Origin of the sequence: Streptomyces sp. NPDC005931 (genome assembly GCF_042871235.1) — a bacterium.
Taxonomy (GTDB): domain Bacteria; phylum Actinomycetota; class Actinomycetes; order Streptomycetales; family Streptomycetaceae; genus Streptomyces.
Map to the genome: position 1 here is coordinate 25,852 of NZ_JBIAIG010000008.1, position 13,537 is coordinate 39,388.

Consider the following 13,537-nt stretch of genomic DNA (forward strand, 5'->3'; position numbering starts at 1 on the left):
TCGGTCGGAGCCGTCCGGGGGCCGGGGGCTCCTGATGGCGGTGCACCGGACGGTGCGGGGCCGGTCCCGGTCCGGGACCGGCCCGCACACTCGGGTCAGCTCAGGCTCGAGATGGTTTCGCGAACCTTGGTGATGATCTCCTCGGGCATCGGGGCGTAGCCGGCCTCGGCGAGCACGCCCTGGCCGTCCTCGGAGGCCATGTAGTTCAGGAAGGACTTGGTGGCGGGCAGGGTGTCCGACTTGTTGCCCTTGTCGCAGACGATCTCGTACGTCACCAGGACGATCGGGTAGGCGCCCTCGGTGGACGGGGTGTAGTCCAGCTCCAGCGCGAGGTCCTTGCCGGTGCCGACGACCTTGGCGGCGCCGATGGCGGCGGTCGCGTTCTCGATGGTGGCCTTGACCGGCTCGGCGGCCTCGGTCTTGATGTCGACGGTCTTGATGCCGTCCTTGGCGTAGGAGAGCTCGAAGTAGGAGATCGCGCCCGAGGTCTGCTTCACCTGCTGGGCCACACCGGAGGAGCCCTGCGCGGACTGGCCGCCCTTGGCCTCCCAGGACTTGCTCGGCTCGTACTTCCAGTCCTTGGGCGCGGCGGCCTTGAGGTACTTGGTGAAGTTGTCCGTGGTGCCGGACTCGTCGGAGCGGTGGAACGCCTGGATCTTCAGGTCGGGAAGCTTCGCGTCGGGGTTGAGCTTCTTGATCGCTTCGTCGTTCCAGTTGGTGATCTTGTTGTCGAAGATCTGCGCAAGCGTCGGGGCGTCGAGCGCGAGGGTGTCGACGCCGGGGACGTTGAAGCCGACGGCGATCGGGCCGCCGACCATCGGCAGGTCGATGCCCTGGCCGCCGGAGCAGATCTTCTTGGACGCCTCGATCTCTTCGGGCTTCAGCGCGGAGTCCGAGCCGGCGAAGGCGGTCTGGCCCTGGGTGAAGGCGGTGATGCCGGCGCCGGAACCGGTCGGGTTGTAGTTGATCTGGACGCTCTTGCAGGCGGCGGTGTACTGCCTCACCCAGGCGTCGATCGCGTTCTTCTGCGCGGAGGAGCCGGAGGCCTGGAGCTGCCCCTTGGCGTCCTCGCACTTGATGTTCCCGGCCTTGGCGCTCGCGGAGGCGTCACCGCCGTTGGAGGTGCCGGTGTCGTCGGAGCCGCACGCCGTGAGGGCCAGGGCGCCGGAGACGGCGAGAGCACCGAGAGCGAGGGCCCGCCGGTTCATGCGCTGAAGCTTCACTTGACTTCCTTCCGAGAGCCGCCGTCCTGAATTCGGCGGCGTGCGCAGTCTGGGGTGACACGGCTGCCGCTGCTTCCCGGCGATCCGCGTCGCGTAAGGCCGAAATTAGGCAGAACAGGTGAAGGCGCCGATGGGCGTAAATGAACGAGGGGTGAACCCCTGTGGACGGTGCGGTGAGGTCACGGAACGCTTACGTCGAGGACACGGGGGGATACCGGACGCGGGCGAGGATAGCGGTCGGCCGGGGGACGGGGCTGCCGGGACACGTGATGACGACGGGCCCGGTGGGGCCGGACGCGGGGCCCGGCGCGGCGCGCTCGGTGCGGCACCGGTGCGCGGGCCCGGGCGTGGTCAGGCCGGGCGCAGCGTGGTCAGGAGCGCGTCGACGAGGTCGCGGTCGCGGGGCTGGGTGAGGCGCCGGCGGGCCGCGGCCGGGGAGAGCCACAGGACGCGGTCGACCTCGTCGGTGGGGGTGAAGGTGCCGGAGAGGGCCTCGGCCGCCCAGTAGCGGACCTCCTTGGGGCGGCCGTTCGCCACGTAGTGGGCGGCGGGCAGTTCCGCGCCGGGGGCGGCGCGGTGGCCCGTCTCCTCCTCGACCTCGCGCAGCGCCCCGGCCAGCGCGTCCTCGCCGCGCTTGAGCTTGCCTTTCGGCCAGGACCAGTCGTCGTACTTCGGGCGGTGCACGAGGCACAGCTCCAGTCCCCCGGTCGCGGGGGAGCGGCGCCACAGCACGCAGCCGGCCGCCCGCACCGTGAGGGTGTCCGGGGCGGAGTCGCCGGAGTCGCCGGGATCGTCTGGGGAACTCACCGGGTGCCTCGCCTCCCTGTGACGTGCCGAATCCCTGTGACGTGCCGAAGGCCTCCTCATAACGTGCCGATGGCTTCCTTCCGCCAGCAGCGCTGGAACGCGTACCGCGCCGCCTCGACCTCATGCCGCTGGTCGGCGTGCAGCACGCCCAGCGCGTACGCCGTGGCCGGGGCGATCCGCGGGGTCCGGGCCGCCTGGGCCGCGGCGGCCGCCGCCTCGGAGGCGTCGCGGTGCCGGTCTAGGGCCTCACTGGCCATGAGGAGGTGGACGTCCACCGGTGAGCTGTCGTCGTGTCCGGCACGGACGCCGTGGTCGCCGTGGTCGGCGGGGTCGGCGGGGTCGGCGTGGAGGACCTCGCGGGCGTAGCGGTGCAGGCGCAGCAGCAGGCGGACCTGGTGCCAGGGGGCGTCCTGCGGGTGCGGTGCCGGGTCCGGGGACAGGCCGTGGATCAGCGCCTCCGCGTTGTACGGGCTGCCCGCGGTGATCAGCGGCAGCGCGGCGACGGCGTCGGCCAGCCGCTCGTGCGCGGCGCCGGCCAGCGGGCGCAGATCGGCGCCGGCCGCGGCGGGGGCCAGCGGCACCTCGCTGGCCAGCACGGCGACCTTGTCGGCGACCGCGTGGAACCGGGAGGAGCCGAGGGCCTGGAGCGCCGTGGAGTGGGCCCGCGTCCGCGCGAGCGTGAGCTGCCGGTCCAGCAGCGCCCCCGCCTTGGCCGCGCCCACGGTGAGGTTGCCCCGGTCGGGGGCGGGGACGGCGGCGGTCGTGGCCACGCCCGGCATCCCCTGGGTGCGGGCGTCGCGGGTGCGGGACGGAGCCTCTCCGGTACGGGTGGGGGTGCGGGCGGCGCGGCCCGCCCCGTCGGCCCGGCCGGTGCTTGGGCGGGCCGTGTCCGTGGCCGTGGCGACGGAGCAGGCAGGGTCGGCGGCGGTGCCCGGCGGACCGTCGGCCGCGTCCGCGCCGGCGCCCGGCCCGGGGACCAGGTCGGGTGCCCCCGCGGCACCCGGCTCCGTGCCCGTGCCAGGGCCGCGGTCCGCCGCGCCGGCGGCTCTGCCCGTGCCACGCGCCGCCGTTCCGCGGCCGTGGCCGGCGGCCGGTGCGCCACCCCGTCCGGCTGTACCGGTCCCGAGCGTGGCCACACGGCTCACCCCCGGTGGCTGGAACGGGGTCGCGCCCGAGAGGCGGTGCAGGGCCAGCAGGAGGCGGTCCAGACGGGAGGTGTAGGCGTGCTCCTGCGCGAGGGTGCCCGAGACCCACGCCAGTTCGGGGCGCATCGCCTCGGACCAGTCCGGGTCCAGCAGGGGCTGGAACGTGTGCAGGGTGCCGCTGATGCGGCGGGCCGAGCGGCGTAGCGCGCGGGCCGCCTCGTCCGGGCCCGGCGAGCCCGCCGCGCCCGCGCCGGTCTCCCGGTGCAGACGCAGCGCGCGGAGGAACTCCGTCGCCTGCGCCCGCAGGTAGCCCGCGAGCGCCTCCCCCGTCACCGGCGAGGCCGTGGGGTCCGTCGGGTCAAGGTGCTGCTGTGCCACGCCGGCGCCTCCGGGCGTCTATGAGCATCTCCTGGATGTTGCGCAGGGGCCCGCCGTCCGCGTCCGTCGCGTGCCGGCTCCACTCGCCGTCCGGGCCGAGGTGCCAGGACGCGGTGGCGTCGGACACGCCGGTTTCCAGCATGCGGTTGAGGGCCGCGCGGTGGGCCGGGTCCGTCACCCGGACCATGGCTTCTATCCGGCGGTCGAGATTGCGGTGCATCATGTCCGCGCTGCCGATCCACACCTCGGGCTCGCCGCCGTTGCCGAAGGCGAACACACGGGAGTGCTCGAGGAAGCGGCCGAGGACGGAGCGCACCCGGATGTTCTCCGACAGGCCCGTCACGCCCGGCCGGATCGCGCAGATGCCGCGCACCCACACGTCGACCGGCACACCCGCCTGGGACGCCCGGTACAGGGCGTCGATGATCGCCTCGTCGACCATCGAGTTGACCTTGATGCGGACGTACGCGGGCCGCCCGGCGCGGTGGTGCTGGGCCTCCTTGTTGATGCGGGAGACCAGCCCGTCGCGCAGGGACTTCGGGGCGACCAGCAGCCGCCGGTAGGTCTCCCGGCGGGAGTAGCCGGAGAGGCGGTTGAACAGGTCGGAGAGGTCCGCGCCGACCTGGGGGTCGGCGGTGAGCAGGCCCAGGTCCTCGTACAGGCGGGCGGTCTTCGGGTGGTAGTTGCCGGTGCCCACGTGGCTGTACCGCCGCAGCGTCTCGCCCTCCTGGCGCACCACGAGGGACAGCTTGCAGTGGGTCTTCAGGCCGACCAGGCCGTAGACCACGTGGCAGCCGGCCTCCTCCAGCTTCCGCGCCCACTTGATGTTGGCGTGCTCGTCGAAGCGGGCCTTGATCTCGACCAGGACGAGGACCTGCTTGCCGGACTCCGCCGCGTCGATGAGCGCGTCGACTATCGGGGAGTCGCCCGAGGTCCGGTACAGCGTCTGCTTGATGGCGAGCACGTCCGGGTCGGCGGCGGCCTGCTCCAGGAACGCCTGCACCGACGTGGAGAACGAGTCGTACGGGTGGTGCAGCAGCACGTCCCGGCTGCGCAGCGCGGCGAAGATGTCGGGCGGGGACGCCGACTCGACCTCGGCCAGGTCGCGGTGGGTCCCGGCGATGAACTTGGGGTACTTCAGCTCGGGCCGGTCCAGGCTGTGGATGCGGAACAGGCCCGTGAGGTCCAGGGGGCCGGGCAGCGGGTAGACCTCGGCCTCGCTGATCTTCAGCTCGCGCACCAGCAGGTCGAGCACCTCCCGGTCGATGGACTCCTCGACCTCCAGGCGCACCGGCGGACCGAAGCGGCGCCGCATGAGCTCCTTCTCCAGGGCCTGGAGCAGGTTCTCCGCGTCGTCCTCCTCGACCTCCAGGTCCTCGTTGCGGGTGAGCCGGAACGCGTGGTGCTCCAGCACCTCCATGCCCGGGAACAGCTCCTCCAGGTGCGCGGCGATGACGTCCTCGACGGGGACGTAGCGGCCCGGGGAGCTCTCCAGGAAGCGGGACAGCAGCGGCGGCACCTTGACCCGGGCGAAGTGCTTGTGGCCGGTGACCGGGTTGCGCACGACGACGGCCAGGTTCAGGGAGAGGCCGGAGATGTAGGGGAAGGGGTGCGCCGGGTCGACGGCGAGGGGGGTGAGGACCGGGAAGATCTGGTGCCGGAACAGGGTGAACAGGCGGGCCTGTTCCTTCTCCGTCAGCTCGTTCCACCGGACCAGGTGGATGCCCTCCTCCGCGAGCGCGGGGGCGACGTCCTCGTGGTAGCAGGCGGCGTGCCTGGCCATCAGCTCGCGCGAGCGGGCCCAGATCATCTCCAGCACCTCGCGCGGCTGGAGGCCGGAGGCGGAGCGGGTGGCGACGCCGGTGGCGATGCGGCGCTTCAGGCCGGCCACCCGGACCATGAAGAACTCGTCCAGGTTGCTGGCGAAGATCGCGAGGAAGTTGGCCCGCTCCAGCAGGGGGGTGCCGGGGTCCTCCGCGAGTTCGAGGACGCGCTCGTTGAACGCGAGCCAGCTGCGCTCCCGGTCGAGGAAACGACCCTGCGGCAGCGGGACGGTCGAGCCGTCGGTCGGTGACTCCTCGTAACCGTCGAGGTCCGCGTCGATATCGGGTTCCAGGTCGGAGACCGCTGCCGCCACGGTGTGCGGGCGGTGCGCGGCTATGGAGCCCACGGAGGGCTGCGCGTGCTGTACCTGTGCCTGGGTGTTCGGCTGGCTCATGGACCCATTGTTCCGCGCCAACAGCGTCACGGGCGCGTCGGAAAGCGCGGGCGGGAGCGGTGGTACGCCTGGGGCGTCCCCGTTCCCCCCGGGGCCCCTTCGGGGTGGCGAAGGCTCTGGCGCGGCGGGATTCATTGGCCGAGCGTCGCAAGCCTGTCTGAATCGGTGGTTACGGAGACATGACGTGCGGGATAGCGGGGGGCGGCCCGCGGACGTCCGCCCCACCCCGCGGCGGCCGTCCCCCGGGGTGCCGCGGGGAGTCCGCGGGCAAGTTGCCCCGGGCGTGTCGCGGTGGCCGTCCTCCATGCGCGGTGGGGGCCGTCTCGGTGTGCCGTGGACGGTCCGACGGGGGTGGTGTGCGGGGGCCGTCGCGGGCGTACGTCCCTCCCCCCGTGGAAGGGACGTACGCCCGCGGACGTCCGGCCGCGCGACGGCGCGGCTGCGCACGCGGTGGCGGCGGCGAGGGCGGCACCCGTCGGCACGACGCCCGTCTCCACCAGGTGCAGCGGCCGGAAAGGGGCGCCGGGTGGTACGTGAGGCAGTGGTCGGCACCAGTGAGGGCCCCCTCCCACCTGCCAGACGTCGTCCGGCAGCCCGGGGTTGCCCGGTGAGGTGTGCGTCACCGCCGGCCACGGGTACGGGCGGACCTGCTCCGGCACCACGTTGAGCAGCTAATTCGAGGCCACGGCCACGGCCACGGTCATGGTGAGGTGGGCAGGGCGCGTCACGCAGCAGCAGCGCGGTGAGCGTGCCGACCGTGAGCCCGCACAGGGCGAACGCCACCGCCGCCGGGCCGTGGGGCGCGAAGACGTCGGCGAACGCCCCGTGGCCGGTCGGTCGGGTGCCGGTGCGCCGCCCGGCCCCGGCGGAACGCCACGACCAGGACCGTGCGGCCCACGCGGTGAGCGCCGGCGCGGGCGGGCGAACCTGGCCACGGTCCACCTGCCACCTGCCACTCCCACCTGCCACTCCCACCTGCCACCGTCCACCTGTCACCGGGAAGGGATGATGCCCCGCGTCCGGGTCGGCCGCGCGGCAACGGACTCCGGTTCTCCGCCGGTGAGCGCGGCGCCGGCGCGGGCGGGCCCGGCGAGCAAGCCGTGGCAGATGAGGAAGCCGGAAGCCGACGTAGCCGGTCGGCCGCGTGGGGTGGGGGCGACGAACAGCACCCGGACGATCAGGGCAGGGCGGTGCGGTACGGGCGCAACAGGATGCCGGAGAGTTCCGGGGACGGTGCCCGCGGCGGGTCCGGGGAGGTGCGGGAAAGGGCCGAAGGCTCGGGGAGCAGGGGACAGGGCCGAGGGCGCGGGGATGGTTGGGCGGGGCGGGGCCGTTCCGGTGGCCGGCCCGCCGTGCCGGTGCGGTGGCGGAGCAGACGGAACGCGGCCGGGGCCGGCAGGGCGGTGACGGCGAGGAGCACGCCGGCGGCCACGAGGTGGAGCGGCCGGGAGGGGGGCGGCGGGATGGACGTCCCCGTGGAACCGGTGGCGCCCGGCGCGGCCGGCTCCGCCCGGCGGTCGTACAGCGGCGCGCTGCCGCGGGGAGCGGGCAGATGGTCGCCGCCGACGGTCACGATGTGCTCGGTGACGGGATGCGCCTGCCCGGTGGGCCGTCGCGCAGGATGCTGACCCGGACGACCGCGTGCCACAGGAGTGGAAGAGCATCGGAAAGTCGACCGCGATCGAGTGAACCGGTCGGCGGGGCCCGTCCGATGAGGAGACGTGAGCGAAACGAGAAGCGACGGGGAGCTGTTGCGCGCCGTCGCGTCGGACGGCGACCGGCACGCCTTCGAGGAGCTGTACCGGCGGTACGCGCCGTGGCTGACCGCGCGCATGCGCAGCCGGTGCGCCGACGCGGGGATCGTCGACGACGTGGTGCAGGAGACGTTCCTCGCCGTGTGGCGGGGCACCGCGCGCTACCGCGGGGACGTGGCCGGTGCGGATGCCGCCGGCTGGCTGTGGCGCATCGCCTCCCGGCGGCTGGTCGACGCGCTGCGCGGCGCGGGGGCGCGGGGCCGGCTGCGGCAGGCGCTGGCGCGACTGCGGCACCGGGACGAGGCGTCCGCGGAGGAGCGGGTGCTGGCCGGGGTGGAGCACGGGGACCTGGCCGGTGCGTTGGTCCGGCTCTCGCCGGAACTGCGCGCGGTGCTCCAGGCCACGGTGGTCGACGGGCTGACCACCCGTGAGGCCGCCGTCCTGCTCGGCATCCCGCCGGGCACGGTCAAGACACGGGCGATGCGGGCCCGCAGGCAACTCCGGGAGGCACTGGCATGACGGACGGAACGACGGACGGTGTGACCGGTACGGGGGCGCCCGGCGCGGGGGAGCCGCCGGTCGGCGCGGATGCGCCCGGTGGTCCCGCGGCCGGTGCTGCCGCCGGGGTGACCGGTGCTGCCGCCGGGCCGGTGGCGGACGTCGGCGCCGGCCACGGGGACGCTCCCCGGGCCGGGAGCGGCGGGCGGCGTTGGCATGTGCCCATTGAGGACCTGCTGGCCTACGGCCGCGGGGAGTTGGAGCCGCCCGTGCTCTGGTCGGCCGACACCCACCTCACCACCTGTGCGCGGTGCCGGGGGGTGCTCGCCGACGTCGGTGACCGCACGGTTCTGGACGCCGGGTGGGAGCGGCTCGACGCCGAACTCGACGCGCCCCGGCCGGGGTTCCTCGAAGCGCTGCTGGTGCGACTCGGCGTCGCCGACCACACCGTACGGCTGCTCGCGGCCACGCCGGTGCTGCGCCGGTCCTGGCTGGGCGCGGTCGTCGCCGTGCTGCTGCTGTCCGTCGCCGCGACCCACGCCACCCGGTCCGGGGGCTCCCCCACCCTCTTCCTCGCCCTCGCCCCGCTGCTGCCGCTCGCCGGCGTCGCCCTGTCGTACGGGCCCGCGCTGGATCCGACGTACGAGATGGCGGTCGTCGCCCCGATGCACGGCTTCCGGCTGCTGATGATCCGCACCGTGACGGTGCTCGGCGCCGCGCTCGCGCTCAACGGGCTCGCCAGCCTCGCCCTGCCCGGCTACGGACTCGCCGCCCTGGCCTGGCTGCTGCCCGCCCTCGCGCTCACCGCGACCGGTCTCGCGCTGACCCCCCGGCTGGGCCCGGTCCTCGCGCCGTCCGTGGTCGGCGGGTCCTGGGTCGCGCTGCTGCTGGCCGCCGAGGCGGTCCGCGAGGGCGCCGACCCGCTCGCGCCGTTCACCGCGGCCGGCCAGGGCGTCTCCGCGGCCGTCGCCGCACTCGCCGCCGGACTGCTGTTCCTGCTCCGTGACCGCTTCGACCTCAGCCGGGGCCGGGCCCGCGGGGACCTGGCGTGACCGCCGGTTCCCTTTCGCTCCCCGCCCCGCCCGCCCTCCGCGACCTCTACAGGAGTGCCGTATGACCCCCACCGTTTCCGCCGCCGGGCTCAGCCTGCACTACGGCAGGACCCGTGCCCTCGACGACGTGTCGCTGCGGCTGTCGCCCGGCGTCACGGGGCTGCTCGGGCCCAACGGCGCCGGCAAGACCACCCTGCTCCGGGTGCTCGCCACCGCCGTACCTCCGGACCGGGGCGGCTTCACCGTGCTCGGCCACGACCCCGGCACCGCGCGCGGCCGCCAGGAGGTGCGTCGCCGCCTCGGGTACCTGCCGCAGAACCCCGGCTTCCACCCCGACTTCACCGCCTTCGAGTTCGTCGACTACGTGGCGATCCTCAAGGAACTCACCGACCGCACCGCGCGGCACCGCGAGACGCGCCGCGTCCTGGACGAGGTCGGTCTCGCCGACGTGCGCGGCCGGCGCATCCGCAAGCTGTCCGGCGGCATGCGCCAGCGGGTCGCGCTGGCCGCCGCCCTCGTCGGCGACCCCGGTTTCCTCGTCCTCGACGAGCCCACCGTCGGTCTCGACCCCGAACAGCGCATGCGTTTCCGCGAGTTGATCGCCCTGGCGGGCGAGGGCCGGACCGTGCTGCTGTCCACCCACCAGACCGAGGACGTGGCGATGCTCTGCCACCGTGTCCTGGTCATGGCCGGCGGCACCCTCCGCTTCGACGGCACCCCCACCGAGCTGACCGCACGGGCCGCCGGGCGCGTGTGGAGCAGTACCGGACGCGATCCCGGGGCCATCGCCGGCTGGCGCACCGGCACGGGCACCTTCCGTAACGTCGGCGACCCACCCGCCGGCGCCGACCTCCTCGAACCCACCCTGGAGGACGGCTACCTGCTCTCCCTCGACGGCGCGGATGCGGAGGTGGCGGCATGACCACGACCACCCCCCTCGAGACGGCGGCCCCGTCCGCCGGACCCGCCGCGCACGGGACCGCCCCCGCGGCCGTCCTCACCCTGGCCCGCTTCGAGGCCCGGCGCCTGCTGCTGAGCGTCCCGGTGCTGCTCGCCTTCGCCGTGTACGCCGGCTGGACGGCGTGGCGCACGACCGACTCCTGGGACGGCTTCCCCGCGCTGCAGGACGCGGACCGGGCCACGCAGACCGGGCCGCTGCTCGTCGGGCTCGCGGTGCTGCTGGCCGCCAACCACGCCGTGCTGCGCTCCCACCGTCACGACACCGAGCGGCACTTCGCCGTGCTGGTGGTCTCCAGGTGGCAGCGCACGGTCGCGCACCTGCTGTCCGTCGTGCCCGCCGCCCTGCTCGCCGCGGTGGGGGTGGTCGGGCAGTTCACCTGGGAGGCGCTCAAGCCCGGCGCGGTCGGGCACGGTTCGCCCGCCGAACTGCTCGTGGGGCCGCTGTCCGTGCTGCTGATGGGCGCCGGCGGGGTGCTGCTCGCCCGCCTGGTGTCCTCCTCGCTGGCGGCCCCGCTGCTCGTCGTCTTCTTCCTGCTCTATTTCTTCGTGGTCGCCGCTGCCGGCGACGCCTGGTCGCGGTGGCTCGTCATGGTGGTCCACGAGCCCAGCAGCCAGACGCTGCCCTCCGAGCTGGTGGGCCGTCCCGCCGCCTGGCACGCCGTGTACCTCGCCGGACTGGCCCTGGTCCTGGGCCTGCTGGCGGTCCTGCTCTCGGGGGGCGCCCGGCTGCGCACCGTCCGGGCGGGCCTGGCGCTGGCCGTCGCGGTGACCGGGCTGGGCGCGGTGTACCAGGCCGGCGGCGTCCCGCCGGAGACGACCGAGGCCCGTACCCGCTTGTCGGTCACCCCGGAGAAGGAGCACGCGTGCGTGCGGCGGGACGGCTCCACGTACTGCGCCTTCCCGGAGTGGGGGCCGCGCGTCGACGACTGGGCGGCGGCCGTGGAGCGGGTGCGCTCCCTCGCGGGCGGTGCGGCCGGGGACCGGGCCCTGACGGTGCGGCAGCGGGTCGAGGCCCGTTACGGCCTGTCCGGCGACGCGGCGATCGCACCGCTCACCCGCCCGGACGAGGTGACCGTCGGCACCTCCTGGGGCGGCAACCGGGTTCCGGAGTTCTCCGTCGCGGTGGCCGGTGTGCTGGTCGCCGGCACCGAGGAGGCCGCGAGCACGATGTGCGACGGCCGGATGGTCACCGTGATGTGGTTGGCGCTCGGCGCGTCCCCGGACCCGATGTCCGACCTGCGCCGGGTCCGCATCGACGACAGCGTGAGCGGCGGAGCGGTGGTGATCTCCCGGACCGAGCCGGTGTACCTGAATGCGGCGCACACCGAGCTGGTCCGTGAACTGTTGGCACAGCCCCGAGAGGCGGTCGCCGCGAAGGTCCGGGCGCACTGGGACGAGCTGACGGCTCCCCGGCTGACCACCGACCGGGCGGCGCAGCTGCTGGGTCTGGCCGCGCCCGAAGAGGCGGACGAATGTCTCTAGGGGGCGCGCAGCCGGAGCGGACTTCGCCGGTGGACGGGGAGCCGGAGCGGACGGCGTCAGTGAGTGCGGAGCCGGAGCGGACTTCGCCGATGCACGCGGAAGGGAAGCGGACGGCGCCGGTGGACGGGGGGCCCAGGCCGACGGCGCCGGTGGGCGCCCGGTGGCGTGCGCTGGTGCGCCCCGTGGCGCGGACGGTGCCGTGGCGCTCGGTCGGCGCGGCCGGCGGTGTGGGGCTGCTGCTCGCCGGGGTGCCGCGGCTGATGGGCGACGACGGCGCGAACGACTGGCTGGTCGTGACCGTCCTGCGCGCGGCCGCCGTCGCCTTCGCGCTGGGCCTGGCCTTCCTGCTGGACGACCCGGCCCGCCACACCACGGCCGCCGTGCCGACCCGGTGGGCGGTCCGCCACACCCTGCGGGTGGCCCTCGTCGCCCCGGTCGCCGCCCTGTGGTGGACCGTCGCGGTGCTCCTCGTGCCGGAGCCGGTACGCCCCCCGGTCGACGACGTCACCCTCGAGGCGGCGGCGACCTTCGTCCTCGCCCTGGCCGGTGCGGCGTTCGCGGTCCGCCGTGGCGGAACCCTGCCCGGCCGCGTGGTGGCCGGTGCCCTGCTCGTCTCGGCCGTCCTCGCGCCCCTGCTGCTGCCGGGACGCTGGGAGCTGTTCACCACGCCGGGCGAGGAGGGGTGGGCGGCGGCGCACGACCGCTGGGCGCTGCTGCTGGGCGCGGCGGTTGCCGTGGGGGCCGCGTGCGCTGCGGAGCCGGTGCGTCGGCGGCCATGGGGACGAGGCGCGGCGTGAGACCACCGTCCGCGGCGTGAGACCACCGTTCGCGGCCTGCACCTGACGCGGGGTCACCTCCGCCCGGAGGTGACCCCGCGTCCGCCGTCCCTCGGCACCGCGGTCCGCTCACGTGCCCGCCCGGTACGTCCCGTACTCACGTTTCCGTGCGGTACATGAGGTCCGTCTCGTGGGTGACGAACCCCAGCCGTTCGTAGACGGACACCGCCGCCTTGTTGTCGGCGTCGACGTACAGCATCGCCGTCGGCAGACCCCGCCCCGCCAGGTACCGCAGGCCGATCGTCGTGAGGGACTTGCCGAGTCCGCCGCCCTGGGCCTGCGGGCTCACCCCGAGGACGTAGACCTCGCCGAGGCCCTCCTCGGCGTGCACCTTGGTCCAGTGGAAACCGACGAGGCGCCCCTCCCGCTCGGCCAGGAAGAAGCCGTCGGGGTCGAACCAGGGTTCGGCCTTGCGGTCGTCCAGGTCGCGCTGGGTGAGGGAGCCCTGCTCGGGGTGGTGGGCGAAGGCGGCGGCGTTCACCGCGAGCCAGGCCGCGTCGTCCTGCCCGGGGACGAAGGTACGCACGGTCACGCCCTCCGGCAGCACCGGCTCGGGCAGCTCCAGTCCCGCCAGGGGGCGCCGCATCTGGCGCAGTTCCCGGAACAGCGTGAGCCCGAGCACCTGGGCCAGGTGCCGGGCGGCGGAGTGCCCGCCGTGCGCCCACACCCGCAGCCGCTTGCCGGAGGCGGCCAGCAGCGCGGCGCCGAGCGCCCGTCCGTGCCCGTGGCCGCGGTGCGCGGGGTGCACCACCAGCTCGGCGGCCGGCGGCTCCACCGGGTCGGTGTCCTCCAACTGGGCATATCCGACAAGTTCGTCATCGACGCTCAGCAGCAGATGAGCCACGCCCTCCCGCTCCCCGCCGCGCAGTTGCAGGCGCCCCTGCTCGGACACCGCCTGCTGCCCGTCGGTACGGGCGGCCTCCGCGAGCAGGGCGAGCACCGCCTCGGTCTGCTCCGGGGAGAGGGCGGTGTACGTCTGGAGCGAACGGGGGCGGCCGGGCCGTGCGATGTCGTCGCTGGTCATGCGTACGAGGGTAAGCCGACGGCGCAAGAGGCAGGGCGAAACTGGCGCAAAGGTGACGGTGTTGCCGTCGCCGGCGAAGCCGGGACAGGGCCCGGACACGGGCCCGCCAGAGGGACGCCGAAAGATAAATCAGGATGTAACCCGGAACCCCCTGTCGCGC

Annotated in this window: 11 protein-coding genes; 5 read left to right on the plus strand and 6 right to left on the minus strand. The window is 74.6% G+C overall.

Annotated features, from left to right (window positions below; translation table 11 throughout):
* Positions 1–95: 95 nt before the first annotated feature.
* The 5 genes from pstS to ACFYOV_RS19585 form a co-directional block, all read right to left on the minus strand.
* On the minus strand, positions 96–1,223 hold the full coding sequence (gene pstS, locus ACFYOV_RS19565) for a phosphate ABC transporter substrate-binding protein PstS (RefSeq protein ID WP_389089282.1): 1,128 nt from the start codon (positions 1,221–1,223) through the stop codon (positions 96–98).
* A gap of 351 nt (positions 1,224–1,574) precedes the next feature.
* Positions 1,575–2,030, minus strand: coding sequence for an NUDIX hydrolase (locus tag ACFYOV_RS19570; protein ID WP_389089283.1), 456 nt, complete (start codon positions 2,028–2,030; stop codon positions 1,575–1,577).
* Positions 2,031–2,086: 56 nt separating this feature from the next.
* On the minus strand, positions 2,087–3,553 hold the full coding sequence (locus ACFYOV_RS19575; protein ID WP_389089285.1) for a CHAD domain-containing protein: 1,467 nt from the start codon (positions 3,551–3,553) through the stop codon (positions 2,087–2,089).
* Positions 3,534–5,906 (minus strand): RNA degradosome polyphosphate kinase, encoded by a 2,373-nt coding sequence (locus ACFYOV_RS19580; protein ID WP_389089286.1) that lies wholly within the window; start codon positions 5,904–5,906, stop codon positions 3,534–3,536. The genes ACFYOV_RS19575 and ACFYOV_RS19580 overlap by 20 nt, the downstream gene beginning before the upstream one ends.
* A gap of 1,042 nt (positions 5,907–6,948) precedes the next feature.
* Positions 6,949–7,344 carry a hypothetical protein gene (locus tag ACFYOV_RS19585; protein WP_389089287.1) on the minus strand — a complete coding sequence of 132 codons (396 nt, stop codon included), beginning with the start codon at positions 7,342–7,344 and terminating at the stop codon, positions 6,949–6,951.
* 148 nt (positions 7,345–7,492) lie between these two features.
* Here ACFYOV_RS19585 and ACFYOV_RS19590 point away from each other — a divergent pair, with 148 nt between their 5' ends.
* The 5 genes from ACFYOV_RS19590 to ACFYOV_RS19610 all read left to right on the plus strand — a co-directional run bounded on the left by ACFYOV_RS19590 (position 7,493) and on the right by ACFYOV_RS19610 (position 12,314).
* Complete coding sequence (locus tag ACFYOV_RS19590) at positions 7,493–8,044, plus strand: RNA polymerase sigma factor (RefSeq protein ID WP_389089288.1); 552 nt, start codon at positions 7,493–7,495, stop codon at positions 8,042–8,044.
* Positions 8,041–9,075, plus strand: coding sequence for a zf-HC2 domain-containing protein (locus tag ACFYOV_RS19595; RefSeq protein ID WP_389089289.1), 1,035 nt, complete (start codon positions 8,041–8,043; stop codon positions 9,073–9,075). The genes ACFYOV_RS19590 and ACFYOV_RS19595 overlap by 4 nt, the downstream gene beginning before the upstream one ends.
* Positions 9,076–9,136: 61 nt before the next feature.
* A complete protein-coding gene (locus ACFYOV_RS19600) occupies positions 9,137–9,997 on the plus strand; it encodes an ABC transporter ATP-binding protein (protein WP_389089291.1) in 861 nt (286 codons plus the stop codon).
* Positions 9,994–11,517, plus strand: coding sequence for an ABC transporter permease (locus ACFYOV_RS19605; protein WP_389089292.1), 1,524 nt, complete (start codon positions 9,994–9,996; stop codon positions 11,515–11,517). Before ACFYOV_RS19600 ends, ACFYOV_RS19605 begins: the two co-directional genes overlap by 4 nt.
* A 182-nt stretch (positions 11,518–11,699) precedes the next feature.
* Positions 11,700–12,314, plus strand: coding sequence for an ABC transporter (locus ACFYOV_RS19610; RefSeq protein WP_389089293.1), 615 nt, complete (start codon positions 11,700–11,702; stop codon positions 12,312–12,314).
* Between the two features lie 136 nt (positions 12,315–12,450).
* Here the strand turns inward: ACFYOV_RS19610 and mshD are convergent, their stop codons facing one another.
* Positions 12,451–13,377 (minus strand): mycothiol synthase, encoded by a 927-nt coding sequence (mshD, locus tag ACFYOV_RS19615; protein WP_389089294.1) that lies wholly within the window; start codon positions 13,375–13,377, stop codon positions 12,451–12,453.
* Between the last annotated feature and the right edge of the window lie 160 nt (positions 13,378–13,537).